At 73.9% G+C, this 15,597-nt stretch carries 14 protein-coding genes and 1 pseudogene; 8 read left to right on the forward strand and 7 right to left on the reverse strand.

The features are described from left to right. Positions 1-78 precede the first annotated feature (78 nt). Together AWW66_RS05710 and AWW66_RS05715 are read right to left on the reverse strand one after the other, a co-directional pair. Positions 79-339, reverse strand: coding sequence for a hypothetical protein (locus AWW66_RS05710; protein WP_067360753.1), 261 nt, complete (start codon positions 337-339; stop codon positions 79-81). Between the two features lie 123 nt (positions 340-462). Then, positions 463-2,640 carry an ATP-dependent DNA helicase UvrD2 gene (locus AWW66_RS05715; protein ID WP_067360756.1) on the reverse strand — a complete coding sequence of 726 codons (2,178 nt, stop codon included), beginning with the start codon at positions 2,638-2,640 and terminating at the stop codon, positions 463-465. An 87-nt stretch (positions 2,641-2,727) separates the two neighbouring features. Here AWW66_RS05715 and AWW66_RS05720 point away from each other — a divergent pair, with 87 nt between their 5' ends. After that, a complete protein-coding gene (locus tag AWW66_RS05720) occupies positions 2,728-2,970 on the forward strand; it encodes a mycoredoxin (protein ID WP_067360759.1) in 243 nt (80 codons plus the stop codon). Positions 2,971-3,265: 295 nt separating this feature from the next. On the opposite strand, the pseudogene AWW66_RS05725 reads toward AWW66_RS05720, so the two are convergent. Continuing rightward, positions 3,266-4,453 (reverse strand): annotated as a pseudogene (locus AWW66_RS05725) (MFS transporter); the annotation flags it as partial. A 201-nt stretch (positions 4,454-4,654) separates the two neighbouring features. Here AWW66_RS05725 and AWW66_RS05730 point away from each other — a divergent pair. The 3 genes from AWW66_RS05730 to AWW66_RS05740 all read left to right on the forward strand — a co-directional run bounded on the left by AWW66_RS05730 (position 4,655) and on the right by AWW66_RS05740 (position 6,458). After that, a complete protein-coding gene (locus AWW66_RS05730; RefSeq protein WP_067360789.1) occupies positions 4,655-5,626 on the forward strand; it encodes a helix-turn-helix domain-containing protein in 972 nt (323 codons plus the stop codon). 76 nt (positions 5,627-5,702) lie between these two features. Continuing rightward, positions 5,703-5,936 carry a DUF397 domain-containing protein gene (locus tag AWW66_RS05735; RefSeq protein WP_067360761.1) on the forward strand — a complete coding sequence of 78 codons (234 nt, stop codon included), beginning with the start codon at positions 5,703-5,705 and terminating at the stop codon, positions 5,934-5,936. Positions 5,937-6,185: 249 nt separating this feature from the next. After that, positions 6,186-6,458, forward strand: a complete 273-nt coding sequence (locus AWW66_RS05740; protein ID WP_067360764.1) for a hypothetical protein — start codon at positions 6,186-6,188, stop codon at positions 6,456-6,458. A gap of 196 nt (positions 6,459-6,654) precedes the next feature. Here the strand turns inward: AWW66_RS05740 and nudC are convergent, their stop codons facing one another. The 3 genes from nudC to AWW66_RS05755 all read right to left on the reverse strand — a co-directional run bounded on the left by nudC (position 6,655) and on the right by AWW66_RS05755 (position 10,381). Next, positions 6,655-7,602, reverse strand: coding sequence for an NAD(+) diphosphatase (gene nudC / locus AWW66_RS05745; protein ID WP_067360792.1), 948 nt, complete (start codon positions 7,600-7,602; stop codon positions 6,655-6,657). 134 nt (positions 7,603-7,736) lie between these two features. Next, on the reverse strand, positions 7,737-9,074 hold the full coding sequence (locus AWW66_RS05750) for a M16 family metallopeptidase (RefSeq protein ID WP_067360767.1): 1,338 nt from the start codon (positions 9,072-9,074) through the stop codon (positions 7,737-7,739). Then, positions 9,071-10,381, reverse strand: a complete 1,311-nt coding sequence (locus AWW66_RS05755) for a M16 family metallopeptidase (RefSeq protein ID WP_067360770.1) — start codon at positions 10,379-10,381, stop codon at positions 9,071-9,073. Before AWW66_RS05755 ends, AWW66_RS05750 begins: the two co-directional genes overlap by 4 nt. Before the next feature lie 286 nt (positions 10,382-10,667). Here AWW66_RS05755 and AWW66_RS05760 point away from each other — a divergent pair, with 286 nt between their 5' ends. The 4 genes from AWW66_RS05760 (at position 10,668) to AWW66_RS05775 (ending at position 14,015) form a co-directional block, all read left to right on the forward strand. Then, a complete protein-coding gene (locus tag AWW66_RS05760; RefSeq protein WP_083978246.1) occupies positions 10,668-11,129 on the forward strand; it encodes an RrF2 family transcriptional regulator in 462 nt (153 codons plus the stop codon). Positions 11,130-11,213: 84 nt separating this feature from the next. After that, entirely contained in the window at positions 11,214-12,308 is a 1,095-nt protein-coding gene (locus AWW66_RS05765) for an ABC transporter substrate-binding protein (RefSeq protein WP_067360773.1), read from the forward strand. Further along, positions 12,305-13,099: an ABC transporter ATP-binding protein gene (locus AWW66_RS05770; RefSeq protein WP_245647924.1), complete on the forward strand. Its 795-nt coding sequence runs from the start codon at positions 12,305-12,307 to the stop codon at positions 13,097-13,099. Before AWW66_RS05765 ends, AWW66_RS05770 begins: the two co-directional genes overlap by 4 nt. Beyond that, positions 13,089-14,015 (forward strand): ABC transporter permease, encoded by a 927-nt coding sequence (locus tag AWW66_RS05775; protein WP_083978247.1) that lies wholly within the window; start codon positions 13,089-13,091, stop codon positions 14,013-14,015. The genes AWW66_RS05770 and AWW66_RS05775 overlap by 11 nt, the downstream gene beginning before the upstream one ends. Positions 14,016-14,093: 78 nt before the next feature. Here the strand turns inward: AWW66_RS05775 and AWW66_RS05780 are convergent, their stop codons facing one another. Beyond that, complete coding sequence (locus tag AWW66_RS05780; protein WP_083978248.1) at positions 14,094-15,452, reverse strand: DEAD/DEAH box helicase; 1,359 nt, start codon at positions 15,450-15,452, stop codon at positions 14,094-14,096. Between the last annotated feature and the right edge of the window lie 145 nt (positions 15,453-15,597).

Raw genomic sequence — 15,597 nt, forward strand, 5'->3', positions numbered from 1 at the left:
GGTGGAGCAAAAAACTGAGGCCGCGGATCCCGGTGAGCGGGTTCCGCGGCCTCGAGGTGAGCCGGTGGTCTGATCAGGTCAGACCGGTCTCCCTCGAGGTGGAACGCCGCGGGCATCCAGCAGGCGCTTCATGGCGCCCGTGTTGCCCTTGCCCGTGAAGCCACTGGTCCCCTCGATTCCGCTCGGAGTGCTGGCGAGGATCAGCTCGGCCTGAACCTCGACCTGGTGCACCTGCGGAGCCGACGGTCGTGCGACGGACGGCACGACCGGGCCGGCCGACCACATGGCGACGGCAGCGGGCAGCGCCGCCGGACCGTGATAGCGGTTGATCATCTCCATGGGTGCCACCTCCCTGAGGTGCCTCGTGCCGACCTGGACTTAACCCCTGTGAGCAGCGCGGATGGCGCCGCTCGCGTGGTGTGTCCTGAGGCTATTCCTCGCCGCTGCACGAGGGCAAACGAATTACGGCGAGTTTTTGAAAGTTTTCTCAGGGCAGATCTCGTCGACCGGCGAGCCCCCTACCAACGCCAGCACGGCCTCGCCGTACAGGCCCAGCTTGCGGGGGCCGATACCGGCGATCGCGATCAGCTCCTCCGGCCGCCCCGGCCGCCGTTCGGCCAGCGCGGTCAGCGTCGCGTCGGTGAAGACCACGTACGCGGGGACCTTCTGCGCGCCGGCCACCCGCTGCCGCCAGTCGTGCAGCCGTTCGTACAACTCCTGGTCGATGTCGGAGGGGCAGGTCGGGCAGCGGCCCAGCTTGCGGTCCGGGCCGGCGAGCAGGGTCGCCCCGCAGATCCGGCAGGAGACCACCTGCGCCCGCCGCCGCTCGGGACGCCGGCCGGCGGGACCGCCCGCCCGCTCGGTACCGCCGGCCCGTTCGGTGCCGCCCGACCGGTCCAGGCGTGGCAGGAACCGGGTGGGCCGCCGGGCCCGTCCACCGGGCGCGCGGGCGGTGGCGTACGACAGCCAGAGCCACTGCCGGGCCCGGGTGATCCCGACGTAGAGCAACCGCCGCTCCTCCTCGACCTGCTCGGCGGTGCGCGCGTACACGGTGGGCAGGGTGCCCTCGGCGAGGCCGACCAGGAACACCGCGTCCCACTCCAGCCCCTTCGCGGCGTGCAACGAGGCCAACGTCACCCCGTCCACCGTCGGCGCGTGCTGCTGGCCGGCCCGCCGGTGCAGCTCGTCGGTGAAGGCGGCGAGGGTGACCGGGCGCTCCACCGTCGCCGCCGTACCCACCGGCAGCAGCTCCGGCGTCGCGGCGTACTCCTCGGCGAGGGCGACCAGTGCGGCGAGCGCCTCCCAGCGCTCCCGCGCCGCCCCGCCGGGCGGGGGTGCGTCCGGGGCCCAGCCCACCGCGGCGAGCGCCTCCACCACGGCGGCCGGCAGCGGGGTCTGCCCCGGGATGGACCGGGTGGCCGCGCGCAGCGCGACCATCGCCTGCCGGACCTCGGCCCGCTCGAAGAACCGCTCCGCCCCCTGCACCTGGTACGGCACCTCGGCCTCGGTGAGCGCCTTCTCGTACGCCTCGGACTGCGCGTTGGTGCGGAACAGCACCGCGATCTCCCGGGCCGGGGTGCCGGCGGCCACCAGCGCCCGGCAGCGCGCCGCGACCGCGGCGGCCTCGGCCGGCTCGTCGGTGAAGATCCGCAGCTCCGGCTCGGGGCCGGTGGGGCGCTGCCCGACCAGTTCCAGCCGCAGCCGGGCCTCGGTGCCCCGGGCCTGGGCGATCACCGCGTTGGCCAGCCCGACCACCTGGGGGGTGGAGCGGTAGTCCCGGACCAGCCGGACCACCACCGCGTCCCGGTGCCGGCGCGGGAAGTCGACCAGGTACGCCGAGGTGGCCCCGGTGAACGAGTAGATGGTCTGGCTGGCGTCGCCGACCACGGTCAGGTCGTCCCGGCCGCCGAGCCAGGCGTCCAGCAGGCGCTGCTGGAGGGGGTTGACGTCCTGGTACTCGTCCACGACGAAGTGCCGGTACTGGGCGCGGACCTGCTCGGCGACGTCGGCGTGCTCCTCGATCCCCCACACCGCCGCCCGGAGCAGGTCCTCGAAGTCGATCACGCCGTTGCCCCGTTTGATCTTCTCGTACGCGGCGAACACCTCGGCCACCTTCGCCGGCTCGTGCGGGGTCTCCCGCAGCGCCTTGGCCGCGGCCACCACGTACTCCCCCGGCTCCACCAGCGATGACTTGGCCCACTCGATCTCGCCGGCCAGGTCCCGGGCGGCGGCCCGGTCGGTGCGCAGTCCGGCCCGGGCGGCGGCGAGGGTGACCAGGCGCACCTTGCTGTCCAGCAGCTCGGGCATGGCCCGCCCCTCCAGCAACCGGGGCGCGAAGTAGCGCACCTGCCGCAGCGCCGCCGCGTGGAACGTCCGCGCCTGCACCCCCGGCACCCCGAGCACCGTGAGCCGCTGCCGCATCTCGGCGGCGGCGCGGGCGGTGAAGGTGACCGCCAGCACGTGCCGCCCGACGATCTCACCGGTGAGCGCCCGGTGGGCGATCCGGCTGGTCACCGCGCGGGTCTTGCCGGTCCCTGCGCCCGCCAGCACGCAGACCGGGCCGGCCGGCGCGGTCACCGCCGTGCGCTGTTCCGGATCCAGTCCGGCCAGCACCCGCTCGACCCCCGAGTGAACCGCCACAGCACGGAATCATCGCAGCTTCCGATGACGTTGCAGCGACAGGACGGCTCGATCGTGAGCCACCGGACAGACGTTGGAGGACGCGAGATGGTGACCATGTATTCCACCCCGTGGTGCGGCTACTGCCACCGACTGAAGTCGCAGCTGGACCGGGAGGGCATCGGGTACGAGGTGGTCGACATCGAGCAGGACCCGAAGGCGGCCGAGTTCGTGATGAGCGTCAACGGCGGCAACCAGACCGTGCCGACGCTGCGCTTCGCCGACGGTTCCGCACTCACCAACCCCTCCATCACCCAGGTCAAGCAGCACCTCGCCAGCCTCGCCGGCTGATGCGCAAGGAAGGGCCCCTTGTTAACGCATTCGGGAGCAAAAGGGGCCCTTCCTCACCGCCGCCGGTGGTTGACCGGGCCGGCGGTGATCAGCCAGCCGGCGGGTGGGCGCGACCGGAGCCGGGACCGGCGGCGGGTACCCGGACGGCCGTGCCGGGGCGGCGCGGCGCGGGCAGCCGGACGGTCGGCAGCGCCGGCACCGCCACCCCACCCGGCGTCGCCGGGTCCGCTACCGGCGCGGGAACGGACGACGGCGCGGGAACGGACGACGGCACGGTGGCGGAACGGGGGGTCCTGGCCGGGGTCGGTGGGGAGAGGTGCCGGCCCTGCCAGAGGAAGCCACCGGCGGCCAGGGTCACCACGCCCACCAGCAGGAACAGCAGCCGGTAGTCGAGCACGCCGACAAGCAGCGCGCCGACCCCGATCGACACCGCCTGCGGTGCGCCGACCAGCGAGTCCGCCGCCGCGGTGACCCGGCCCAGCAGGTTGGACGGGGTGGAGACCTGGACCAGCGTGCTCATCCCCACCATGGTCAGCGGCAGCGCCGCGCCGGTCACCAGCAGCGCCGCGAAACCGAGTCGCAGATCCGGGTACCCGAGCGCGACGGTGGCCGCGCCGAAGAGGCCGATCCCGGTGGCGAGCGTGCCGACCTCGCCGACCCGGCGGACCACCCCTGCGGAGAGCAGGCCGCCGACCACCCCGCCGATCCCCTGTACGGTGACCAGCACGCTGACGAAGGCGGCGTCCCGGCGCAGCCCCTGGTCCACGTACGCGAAGATCAGCGACTCGGTGAACCCCATCACCAGCGAGCCCAGCCCGTACCCGAGGACCGCCCGGCGCAGCGCCGGCTGGTGGCAGAGGTGCCGCAGCCCGGACCCGAGCTTTGCGGACCAGCGCAGCGCGGGGGTGACGGGTACCGGCTCCGGGGCCCGGACCAGGCCGACCAGCAGCGCCGCGACGACGAAGCCGGCCATGCTGATCGAGGCCAGCAGCCACCCCCCGACGGCGGTGTAGAGCGCGGCCCCGGCGAGCGGCCCGACCAGCCGCAGCCCCTGGCGGACGGTCTGCAACGCGCCGTTGGCGTCGGCGAGCAGCCCGGCCGGTACCAGGGTGGGGATCAGTCCGTTGAGCGCGGCCCCGACGGTGACCTGGGAGAGGCTGTACAGGGCCGCCACGACGTAGACGAGCCACACGTCGGTGCGGTCGCGGACGGCCAGCAGCGGGGCGAGCACCCCCGCCGCCACGAGGTTGGCGACCAGGAAGAACGGCCGACGCCGGTACCGGTCGACCACCCAGCCGACCAGCGGGGCCAGCACCTTCGGCGCGATGATCGCGAAGAGGGTCGCCCCGGCCAGGGCGTCCGAGCCGGTCAGGTCCTTGACCCAGATGGCGAGCGCGAGCAGCAGCATCAACTCGGCCGCCCGGCTGGCCACCAGGGCGGTGAAGAGCAGACGGAAGTCGCGGTGGCGCAGGACGATGCGCATCGTGGTTCCTCCGGGCGGGGTGGCGCGCGGTCAGGCGGACACGGGGAAACAGGGGCCGACCCCGCGTCCGGCTCGGCATTTCTGCGAGACACGCCCCCGCCGGAGCTTCCCACGCCAAGCGCGCCGTCCATACTGGCCGTGGGGGGCAAATTTCATACGGTTACCGTCGCGTCCGCGACGGTCGACGGAGAAGAGGACGACGTGCCTCCTGCCTCAGTCAGCCCGATCATGCGCCGCCGCAGGTTGGGCCAGCATTTGCGGCGGCTCCGCGAGACGGCGGGGCTCACCGGGGACCAGGTCGTGGAGCGGGTGAAGTGGGCCTCCGCCTCGAAGCTCTCCCGCCTGGAGAACGGTCGGAGCCGGCCGGACCCGGCCGACGTGGCCGCCCTCCTGGATCTCTACGGGGCGGACGAGGACGTCCGCCGGGACCTGTCCGCGATCGCGCGGGCCGCCGGTGACATGCGGGAGTGGCTGCGCCAGACGTACCCGGTGATGACCGAGCAGCAGCGGGAGTGGGCGCAGTTGGAGGCGGGCTGCGCGGAGATCTGCGAGTACAACCCGGTCCTGGTCCCCGGGCTGTTGCAGACCGCCGGGTACGCCCGGATCCGGATCGACTCGGTCCGGCTGGTCAACGAGGGCCGGACGGGCGACCACCCCGACTTGGAGGTGCGGGCCCGACAGGCCCGGCAGTCGCTGCTGACCCGGACGCAGGACGCGCCCCGGTACACCGCCGTTTTGGAGGAGGCGGCGCTCAGCCGCCGGGCCGGCCCGCCCGACGTGCTCCTGGCACAGGTCGCCAAGCTCCGCGAGCTGGCCACCCAGCCGAACATCGCCCTGCACGTGCTCCCCCGGGACGCCCGGCTCGGCGAGGGGTACGTGCCGCCGACGGCGTTCTCGCTCTACCGGTTCGCCGATCCCCTCGACCCGGAGACACTCGCCATCGAGGCTGGTTGGACCGACCACGTGTCAACCGATACAAACATCATAAATCCCTATAAGGTCGTCTTCGAGTGGCTGCGCGAGGCGGCGCTGTCCGTGTCGGACACCCGGTCGTGGCTCGCCGAGGCAGGCGAGCGACTGGTCGAGACGGCGACCCCGTCCAGTGTGGGACACGGGCCGGCAACGGCGCCGGCCCAACGCCGCCGGCATTCCGGACGCCTGACGGAACGGTGATCGGTCCCGGGGACCGCTCCGCTGGGACGTGCGGGTCACTCGTCCCATCGAAGTAGTTCACACCAGGAGCAGAACCATGAACGACATCCGAGACACCGCCCTCGCCCGGCAGTTGGTGGACGCCCCCTGGCGGACGAGCACCCGCAGCCAGACCTCGAACTGCGTCGAGGTGGCCGCCCTGCCCACCGGTCCGGCCGCGGTCGCCCTGCGCGACAGCAAGGACCGGGGCGGCCCGGTGCTGCTCTTCGACCGTGCCGAGTGGAACGGCTTCCTCGCCGGCACCCGCAACGGCGAGTTCGATCTGCGCTGACGTCCCTGGCGTCACGAGGCCGTCGGCGGTACGCCGGCGGCCTCGTCGCACATCCGGTCCGTTGCGCCGCCACCCGGGTTCGTCTCGACCCGCCGTACAACGGCGCTGACCAGGAATCACCCGATCGGACGGGAGAGCCAGGAGATAGGCCGGTTTCACTTGCTGAGACGGCCGCCGGGCGTACGATGACGGAAGAGTGACGTGGAAGTTCCACGAAATCTCATCCGTCGCGGCTCATCGGAGACCCCCATGCGGTTCCTGATCGTTCGCACCGACATCCGCGCCGCAGCCGACGTGGACCTCGCGGCCGTCTGGGCCGGCGGTGGCCGGCTGCGCGACGAGACGACCGTCCCGGAGACCCGCCGTCAGGTCGTGCACGCCGAGGACCGCGAGGCCGCCCTGTCGCTGGCCCGCGCGCTCTCCACGGTGGGCGCCGTCCGGGCCGGCCGGCAACGGGTCAAGGTGGTCCCGCTCGACGCACCCGCCCGCCGGCTGTGGCGGGCAGGGCCGCCCGCCGGCTGACGCGACCGACGTCCGTCCTGGTCGGAGCGGCTCCCCCGCCGATCCGTTCGCCTCACCGGCCAGGGCGGCTCGGGTTCCCGGCCCGTGACCGCCGCGGCAACGACGGTCACGGGCCGGGACCGCAGGCCCGCCCGGTCCCGCCCGCCCGGCCGGGCAGCCGGCGGACCGCAGCCGGCAGGGCTCAGGTGGGCAGGGCTCAGGTGGGCAACGTCAGCCAGCGACGGATCAGGAAGTACGCGATCGAGGTGGGCGTCGGCAGGCCCACCCGGCGGCCGTCCCCCGCGTCGACCGGCTCACCGGCCAGGACGGCGGCGATCTCCCGGCGGGTGAACCACCGGGCGTGGGCGATCTCGGCGGGATCGAGGCGTACCGGCTGGGCGGTGTCGGCCCGCGCCAGGAAACCCAGCATCAGCGAGCCGGGGAACGGCCAGGACTGGCTGCCGGCGTACGCGATCTCGTCGACGGTGACGCCGACCTCCTCGCGGACCTCGCGCAGCACGGCGGCCTCGGCCGACTCGCCCGGCTCGACGAAACCGGCCAGGCAGGAGAAGCGCAACCGGCCCCGGGACTGCGGCCAGGCCGCGTTGTTGCCGAGCAGGCAGCGCCCGTCCGGACCGGCCAGCCCGTCGTGTATCAGCACGATCATCGCGGGATCGGTGCGCGGCCAGGCCCGCCCGCCCGTCGGGCCGATCCGGGACCAGCCGGCCTCGTCCGGCTCGGTCGGCTGGCCGGTGGCCGGGGAGTACCCGTGTCGCAGGTGCCAGTTGGTCAGCGCCTGGGCGGTGGTGAGGATCCCCGCGTCCCGGTCGCTGAGCAGGTGGCCGACCTCGCGCAGGCTGACCGGCCGGGTACCGGGCACCGCCGGCAGGGGCGCGTCCACCGCGAAGACCGGCACGCCGTCCGGCTCGACGCCGAGGAACATCGGCCCGGGCCGCCCCGGCACCGGCCCGGGTACCTCGTCGGGGGTCAGCAGCGCCAGTCGCGGCGGCTCGGCCCCGGCGTGGGCCAGCGCCCGGCCGTCGTCGGCGGAGTCGAGCACCAGCACCCGGGCCCGGGTCCAGGCGTCGGCGAGCCAACCCCGGTCGGTACGGCGGTGCGCCGCACGGTCCAGCGTGGTCCGGGCCAGCGGCGGCAGGTCCGGCACCCCCGCCGGCCCACCGGCACCGCCCTGCCCGTCGGCACTCCCGGAAAGGCCGGCGCTCCCGGGCCCGCCGGTGTCGCCGGGCCCGCCGGTGTCGCCGGGCCCGCCGGTGTCGCCGGGCCCGCCGGTGTCGTCGCTCACGCCGGTTCGGTCTCGACCGGGGTGAGGGCCTCCAGTTGACCCCGGATCCGGGCGGCGTCACCGAGCACCAGCACGACCCCCCGGGCGGGGGCCAGGTAGCGCGCCGCCGCCTCGGCCACGTCCTCGACGGTGGCCCCGGCGAGCCGGGCCGCGTACTCGGCCAGGAACTCCAGCCGCAGCCCGTTGCTGGCGTACGCGCTGGTCAGCGAGGCGAGCCCGGCCTGGGTGGACATCCCGAGCTGGAGGGTGCCCAGAGCGTACTGGCGGGCCTGCTCCAACTCCTCCGCCTTCGGCGGCACCGACGCCAACCGGCCCAGCTCGTAGCTGGTCTCCAGCAGCGCCGGGCCGGTCACCTCGGTCGCCACGTCGGCGGCGGCCACCAGCACCGAGCCGGCGACCGAGTGCTCGACCGCCGAGTGCGGGCCGTACGTGTAGCCCTTGTCCTCGCGGATGTTCTCCACCCAGCGGGACGAGAAGTAGCCGCCGAAGAGGAGGTTCGCCAGTTGCAGCGGGGCGTGGTCGGGATGGGTGCGCCCGACCGCCGGCAACGCGATCCGCAGCGACGACTGCACCGAGTCGGGGCGGTCGACCAGCAGCAGCGGACCGGGTTCGAGCGGCGGGGTGGGCGGCAGGTCGGCCCGGTGGCCGGCGCCCCGCCAGTCGCCGAGCGCCCGCTCGGCCGCGTCCAGGGCCCGGTCCGGCTGGACGTCGCCGACCAGCACCAGCACCGCCTCGGCCGGATGCACCCGTTCGGCGTGCAGCCGGCGTAGCGCGGCCGGGCGGACGGCGCGGATCTGGTCGGGCTCCGGCGTCTGCACCGCGTACGGGTGCCGGCCGTAGATCCGCTTCAGCAGCGCGGCCCGCGCCAGGTGCGCCGGCTGGCTCTGGGCCACCTGCACCCGGTCGATCAGCCGGTCCCGTTCGGTGGCCACCTCCCCGTTCGGGTACGTGGCCCCGGTGAGCACCTCGGCGAGGATCTCCAGCATCCGGTCCAGCCCGGTGACCAGCCCGGCGCCGGTGACCATCAGCCGGTCCGGGTCGAGCCCGGCGGAGAGCCCGCCGCCGACCTTCTGCAACTCGGCGGCGAGCTGCACGCTCGACATCGTCGGGGTGCCGGAGAGCATGGTCTGCGACAGCAGCGCCCCCCGGGCCAGGTGGGTCCGGCCGAACGGCATCCAGAGCCGCAGCTCCACCAGCGGGACCGCCGGGCGACGTACCGCGATCACGGTGAGGCCGTTCGGCAGCCGCCGCTCGGCCTGCTTCGGCGGCTTCAGCCGGCGGTTGCGCCCCAGCGGGGGCAGCGTACGGACGGCGGTGTCGACGGTCGCCGTCACCTGGCACCTCCCGGAATGACCTCGATCGACGCGCGGCGCTCCGGCCGCAGGGTGGCGGCGGCGGCCCGGACCTGGTCGGTGGTGACCCCGCCGACCAGCCGGGGCAGTTCGTTGAGCAGCCCGGGCTCGCCGCGCTGCTGTTCCAGCACGGCCATCCGCAGCGCCCGCCCGAGCACCGCGTCGGTGTCGCGCAGCAGGTGGGTCGCCATCCGGGCCTGGGTGCGGGCCAGCTCGTCGGCGGGCAGCCCGTCGGTGGCGAGCCGGTCCAGTTCCTCGTCGACGACGCGCAGCACCTTGTCCACGTCCCCGCCGGGCGGCAGGTGCGCCTGGAGCAGCAGGGCGGTGGGGTCACGGACGTCGAACGGGTCGCCCATGAAGCCGAGGTACCCGCTGAGCCCGGTCACCGCCCGGTCCCGCTGGACCAGCCGCTCGACCAGGCGGGACGCCTCCCCGTCGGTGAGCACCTCGGCCAGCACCACGTACGGCAGGTAGCCGGCGAAGTCGCCGATCGGGTCGGGTACCCGCCAGGCCGCCGCCACCGCCGGCAGCGGCGCGAGGCGGTCGGTGTACGTCTGCCGGCGCTCGGCGGTCAGGTCCGGCTCGGCGAAGTCGGGCCGGCGCGGGGCGGGCCGGGCCGGGACGTCGCCGAAGTGCCGTTCGATCAGCGTGGTCGCCTCGGCCACGTCGAGGTCCCCGCTGACCGCGAGCACGGCGTTGCCGGTGGCGTAGTACCGGCGGAAGAAGTCGGTGGCCTCGTCGACCGTGGCCGACTCCAGGTCGGTGAAGGAGCCGTACCCGTCGTGGGCGTTGGGGAAGGTGTCGAACATGACCGGCGGCAGGGTCAGCCAGGGGAACCCGCCGTACGGCCGGTTCAGCACGTTGACCCGGATCTCCTCCTTGACCACGTCGACCTGGTTGCGGAGGTTCTCCTCGGTCAGCCGGGGGCCACGCATCCGGTCGGCCTCCAGGAACAGCGCCCGTTCCAGGGCGTTGCTCGGCAGGGTCTCGTAGTAGTCGGTGTAGTCCAGGTGGGTGGAGCCGTTGAAGGTGCCCCCGGCGCCCTGGACGTGCCGGAAGTGGGCCAGCTTCTCCAGGTTCTCCGAGCCCTGGAACATCAGGTGCTCGAAGAGGTGGGCGAAGCCGGTGCGCCCCTCCGGCTCGGACCGGATGCCGACGTCGTAGAGGACCGCCACCCCGACGACCGGGGCGCTGCGGTCCGGGGTCAGCACCACCCGCAGGCCGTTGTCGAGGGTGAACCGCTCGACCGGGTACTTCGTCGCTGGAATTCTGGATCTCCGCGCCGCCACAGGACGACCTTAACCCGCCGGCCCCGGGCACCGCGCCGACTGCTCGACCCGACGCCGGGGGCGGGCGCCGACGACGCCCACCCCGCCGGCCGGCCGACCCGCGCCGGTCCGCGCGCTTTGCCCCGCTCGCCGGGATGTGCGCGCTCGTCCACGATCCGGATCCCGGCTTGACCGGAGCCGTCCGCATGACCCAGTATCCCTATCAATCAGGTAGGAGAACTTTAGTTTCCGACCCGACGGCCCCGCGCGGCCATCGGGCACCACAGTGATGGGAACCGATGCGACGATGTACGTGCTGGCTCGCGGCGACTACGCCCTCCGGGCCATGCTGGCCATCGCCGCGGCGCGTGAGGGCCTGGTCAAGGCCGCTGCCCTCGCCGCCAGCCAGGACATCCCGCTCAGCTTTCTGCAGGGCATCCTGCTGGACCTGCGCCGGGGCGGCCTGCTGTACAGCCACCGGGGCGTCGAGGGCGGCTACACCCTCGCCCGGCCGGCTGCGGAGATCTCCGTCGGGGACGTCCTGCGCGCGGTCAGCGGCGTCCTCACCGTGGTCCGTGGACTGCCGGCCGACACCACCAGCTACCGGGGCGCCGCCGCCGGTCTGCGCCGGGTGTGGCTCGACATCCACGAGGCGATCGGCGACGTCGTCGACCGCACCAGCCTCGCCGACCTGCTCGGCGGGGACGGCGTGATCCCGACGCCCGCCGTGGAGGCCGCGCGCACCGGCAAGGGAGCCGGACCGACCTGACCGCACCCGCCCTTCTCACACATTCCGATAACTCCTTTCCCACCACACCCGATCAGGGGTCCTCCCCTCATGTCTGGAGTCGCAATGAACTCGCGCACCTCCCGCTTCCGGCGGGTACGCGGCACCCGCCTCCTCGCCGCGACCGCCGCCGCGCTGCTGGCGGTCACCGGCCTCGCCGCCTGCGGCGGCGACGATGACGGGGCCGGCGACGGGTCCGGCGAGGCCACCGAACTGCGCCTCGGCCTCTTCCCGAACATCACCCACGCCCCGGCCCTGGTCGGCGTGCAGAACGGCATCTTCGCCGAGAAGTTCGGCAGCGACATCAAGCTCAGCACCACCCCGTTCAACGCCGGGCCGTCCGCGATCGAGGCGCTGTTCAACGGCGCGATCGACGCCACCTACATCGGCCCGAACCCGGCGATCAACGGCTGGGCGCAGTCGAAGGGCAGCGCGCTGCACATCATCGCGGGCAGCACCTCGGGGGGCGCCGCGCTGGTCGTCAAGCCGGGCATCAACAGCGTGCAGGACCTGCGCGGCAAGAAGATCGCCACGCCGCAGCTCGGCAACACCCAGGACGTGGCGCTGCGCTACTGGCTCAAGAAGCAGGGCCTCAAGACCGACACCAGCGGCGGCGGCGACGTCTCGGTGCTGCCCACCCCGAACTCGGAGATCATCACCGCGTTCGGCAGCGGCGCGCTGGACGGCGCGTGGGTGCCCGAGCCGCACCTGAGCCGGCTGATCCTCGAACACGGCGCGAAGGTGCTGCTGGACGAGAAGGACGAGTGGCCCGGCGGGGAGTTCGTCACCACCCACCTGATCGTCCGCAAGGAGTTCCTCGACAAGAACCCCGGCCTGGTCAAGAAGCTCCTGGAGGGGCACATCGCCGCCGTCGACTTCGTCAACGGCAACCAGGAGCAGGCCGCGAAGGCCGCGAACGACCAGCTCCAGGCGCTCAGTGGCAACACGCTCAAGGAGGAGATCCTGAAGGCCTCGTTCGCCAACCTGACCTTCACCGTCGACCCGGTCGCGCCCTCGCTGTACGGCAGCGCCAAGCACGCCGAGGAGGTCGACCTGCTCGACCCGGTCGACCTGAACGGCATCTACCACCTCGGCCCGCTCAACGACCTGCTCAAGGCGGCCGGCAAGCCCGAGGTCAGCGCCGAGGGCGGCAGCTCGTGAGCCTGCTCGACCGAGGCGTCGTCGGGGCGGCCGGGTCCGGGGACACCCCCGGGCCGGTCCGCCTCGGCGGCGTGTCCAAAGCGTACGGGCGGGGACGGTCCGCCCTGCTCGCCCTCGACCGGGTCTCGCTGACCGTCGAGCCGGGCGAGTTCGTCTGCCTGCTCGGCGCCTCCGGGTGCGGCAAGAGCACCCTGCTCTCCCTGGTCGCCGGGCTCGACCCGGCCAGCGGCGGCACCATCGACCTCGGCGGCCACCGGGTGTCGATGATGTTCCAGGAGCCGGCGCTGTTTCCCTGGCTGACCGTGTCCCGCAACGTGGAGATCGCGATGCGGCTGCGCGGTGTCGGCCGCGAGCAGCGGCGGGAACGGGCCGCCGCGCTGCTGGAGACCGTCCGGCTCACCGGGTTCGGGCGGAAGCGACCGCACGAGCTCTCCGGCGGGATGCGGCAGCGGGTCGCGCTGGCCCGCGCCCTGGCGCAGGACGCCGACCTGCTGCTGATGGACGAGCCGTTCGGCGCGCTGGACGCGATGACCCGCGACATCCTGCACGACGAGTTGGAACGCATCTGGCGGGAGCGGTCGCTGACCGTGCTCTTCGTCACGCACAACGTGCGTGAGGCGGTCCGGCTCGGCGACCGGGTGATCCTGCTCAGCAGCCGGCCCGGCCGGATCATCGAGGAGTTCCCGGTCGAGCAGCCCCGGCCGCGCCGGATCGACTCCCCCGAGGTCGCCGGGCTCGCCGCCACCATCACCGACCGGCTCCGCGCGGAGGTGTCCCGCCATGCCCAGTGAAACCCCGACCACCGGGCCGGCGCTCGCCGACCCGGACACCGCACGCCGGCAGCCGGGCGGCTCCACCGCCGACGAGGTCACCGGCCTGGACGCGCTCGAACTCGCATCCACCCGGGCCGACAGCCGGGTTGCCGACGTCGGTCGGGCGGTGTGGAGCACCACCTGGCCGAAGCTGCTCGCCATCGCGCTGGTCATCGCCGCCTGGCAGGTGCTCTACCTGAGCGAGTGGAAGCCGCCCTTCGCGCTGCCCGCGCCGATGACCGTCTTCGACGACATCCGGGAACTGGTGGTCAGCCCGGACTTCCCCCGGGCCATCGCCATCACCGCCCAGCGGGCCCTCACCGGCTTCCTGCTCGCCGTGGTCATCGGCACGCTGATCGGCGCGGCGGTGGCCCGGTTCCGGCCGCTGCGCGCCGCGATCGGGTCGTTGATCACCGGTCTGCAGACCATGCCGTCGATCATCTGGTTCCCGTTCGCGATCCTGCTGTTCCAGATCAGCGAGACGGCGATCCTGTTCGTGGTGGTGATCGGCGCGGCCCCGTCGATCGCCAACGGGCTGATCGGTGGGATCGACTACGTCCCGCCGACCTGGCTGCGGGTCGGCAAGGTGCTCGGGATGCGCGGCCTGTCGCTCTACCGGTTCCTGATCCTGCCGGCGTCGCTGCCGTCGTTCATCTCCGGGCTCAAGCAGGGCTGGGCGTTCGCCTGGCGCAGCCTGATGGCCGGTGAGCTGCTGGTGATCGTGGCCGGGCAGGGCTCCATCGGTTCGCTGATGCAGGGGGCCCGGGAGTTCAACAACGCGCCCCGGCTGCTCTCCTGGATCATCATCGTGCTGGTGCTCGGCATCCTGGTGGACATCCTGTTCAACGCCGCCGACAACGCGCTGCGCCGGCGGTGGGGCCTCCAGCAGAGCTGACCGTCGGGTACGGCACCGGCCGCGTACCCGCCCCGGCGGGCGGGTACGCGGCCGGTCTGCCGTCGGCGGACGGCGCGGTCAGGAGGCGCGCGGCCGGCGCGGGCGGCGGGACCGGCCCGGGGCGCGGCGGCGGCCACCCCCGTCACCCGGTGCCGACGCCGACGCGGTCGACGCCGGGGCCGGCGGGGTGGCGATGGTCACCGGTACGCCGGAGGGCTCCCGGGCGCCGGTCACCCGGGCCAGCCCGGTCTCGTCCCGGACCGGGTGCGGCCGGATGCCGGCGGCGGTCATCAGCCGGGACACGTCCCGCCGCTGCTCGGGCAGGACCAGGGTGACCACGGTGCCGGACTCCCCCGCGCGGGCGGTCCGGCCGCCCCGGTGCAGGTAGTCCTTCGCCTCGGTCGGCGGGTCGACGTTGACCACCAGGTCCAGCCCGTCCACGTGGATGCCCCGGGCCGCCACGTCGGTCGCCACCAGGGCGGTCACCTGACCGTTGCGGAACTGCTCCAGGATCCGGGTCCGCTGCGGCTGCGACTTCCCACCGTGCAGCGCGGCGGCGCGTACCCCCTTGGTGAGCAACTGCCGGGCCACCCGGTCGGCGCGGTGCTTGGTCCCGATGAACAGGATGGTGCGCCCGTCACGGGCGGCGATCCGGGCCAGCGTGGCCGGCTTGTCGGCGGCCTCCACGTGCAGCACGTGGTGGGCCATCGCGGTCACCGTCGCGGTGCCCGGGTCCACCGAGTGCGCCACCGGGTCGGTGAGGAACCGGCGGACCAGCCGGTCCACGCCACCGTCGAGGGTGGCGGAGAAGAGCAGCCGCTGCCCGTCCGGGGCGACCTGCTCCAGCAGCTTCGTCACCTGGGGCAGGAAGCCCATGTCGGCCATCTGGTCGGCCTCGTCGAGCACGGTCACCTCGACCTGGTCGAGCCGGGCGTCGCCCCGGTCGATCAGGTCGTGCAGCCGGCCCGGGGTCGCCACCAGCACCTCGGCCCCGGCCCGCAGGGTCTCCGCCTGCCGGTTCAGGGAGAGCCCGCCGACGACCGTGGCGGTCCGCAGGCCGACCGCACGGGCGTACGGGTGCAGGGCGGCGGTCACCTGCTGGGCCAGTTCCCGGGTCGGTACCAGCACGAGGGCGAGCGGCCGGCCGGCGCGGGCCCGCCGGCCCGCCGTCCGGTGCAGCAGCGCCAGCCCGAAGGCGAGGGTCTTGCCGGAGCCGGTCCGGCCCCGGCCGAGCACGTCCCGGCCGGCGAGCGCGTCCGGGAGGGTGGCCGTCTGGATCGGGAACGGCCGGTCGATGCCCTGCGCCGTCAGGGCGGCCAACAGCGCCGGGGCGAGCCCGGTCGCGGCGAACGTCGGCCCGTCCGGGGTCGACGCGGCGGCTGCGGGCGTGGCCGGGGCGGCCGACGGGATCGTCGACCGGGATGCCGGCGACGTCATCGTCGACGGTCTCGTCGACGGGGCGGAAACGGTCATGGTGAAGCCTTCCTCGACGCGGCACGTGTCGAGGAGGCGCGCTGGACGGCGCGGTCACCGGCGGCGGGGCCGCCGGTGGTCACAAGCACGAACCGGGGTGGGGCGGCCG

This window comes from Micromonospora rosaria, assembly GCF_001567585.1.
GTDB classification, from domain to species: Bacteria; Actinomycetota; Actinomycetes; order Mycobacteriales; family Micromonosporaceae; genus Micromonospora; species Micromonospora rosaria.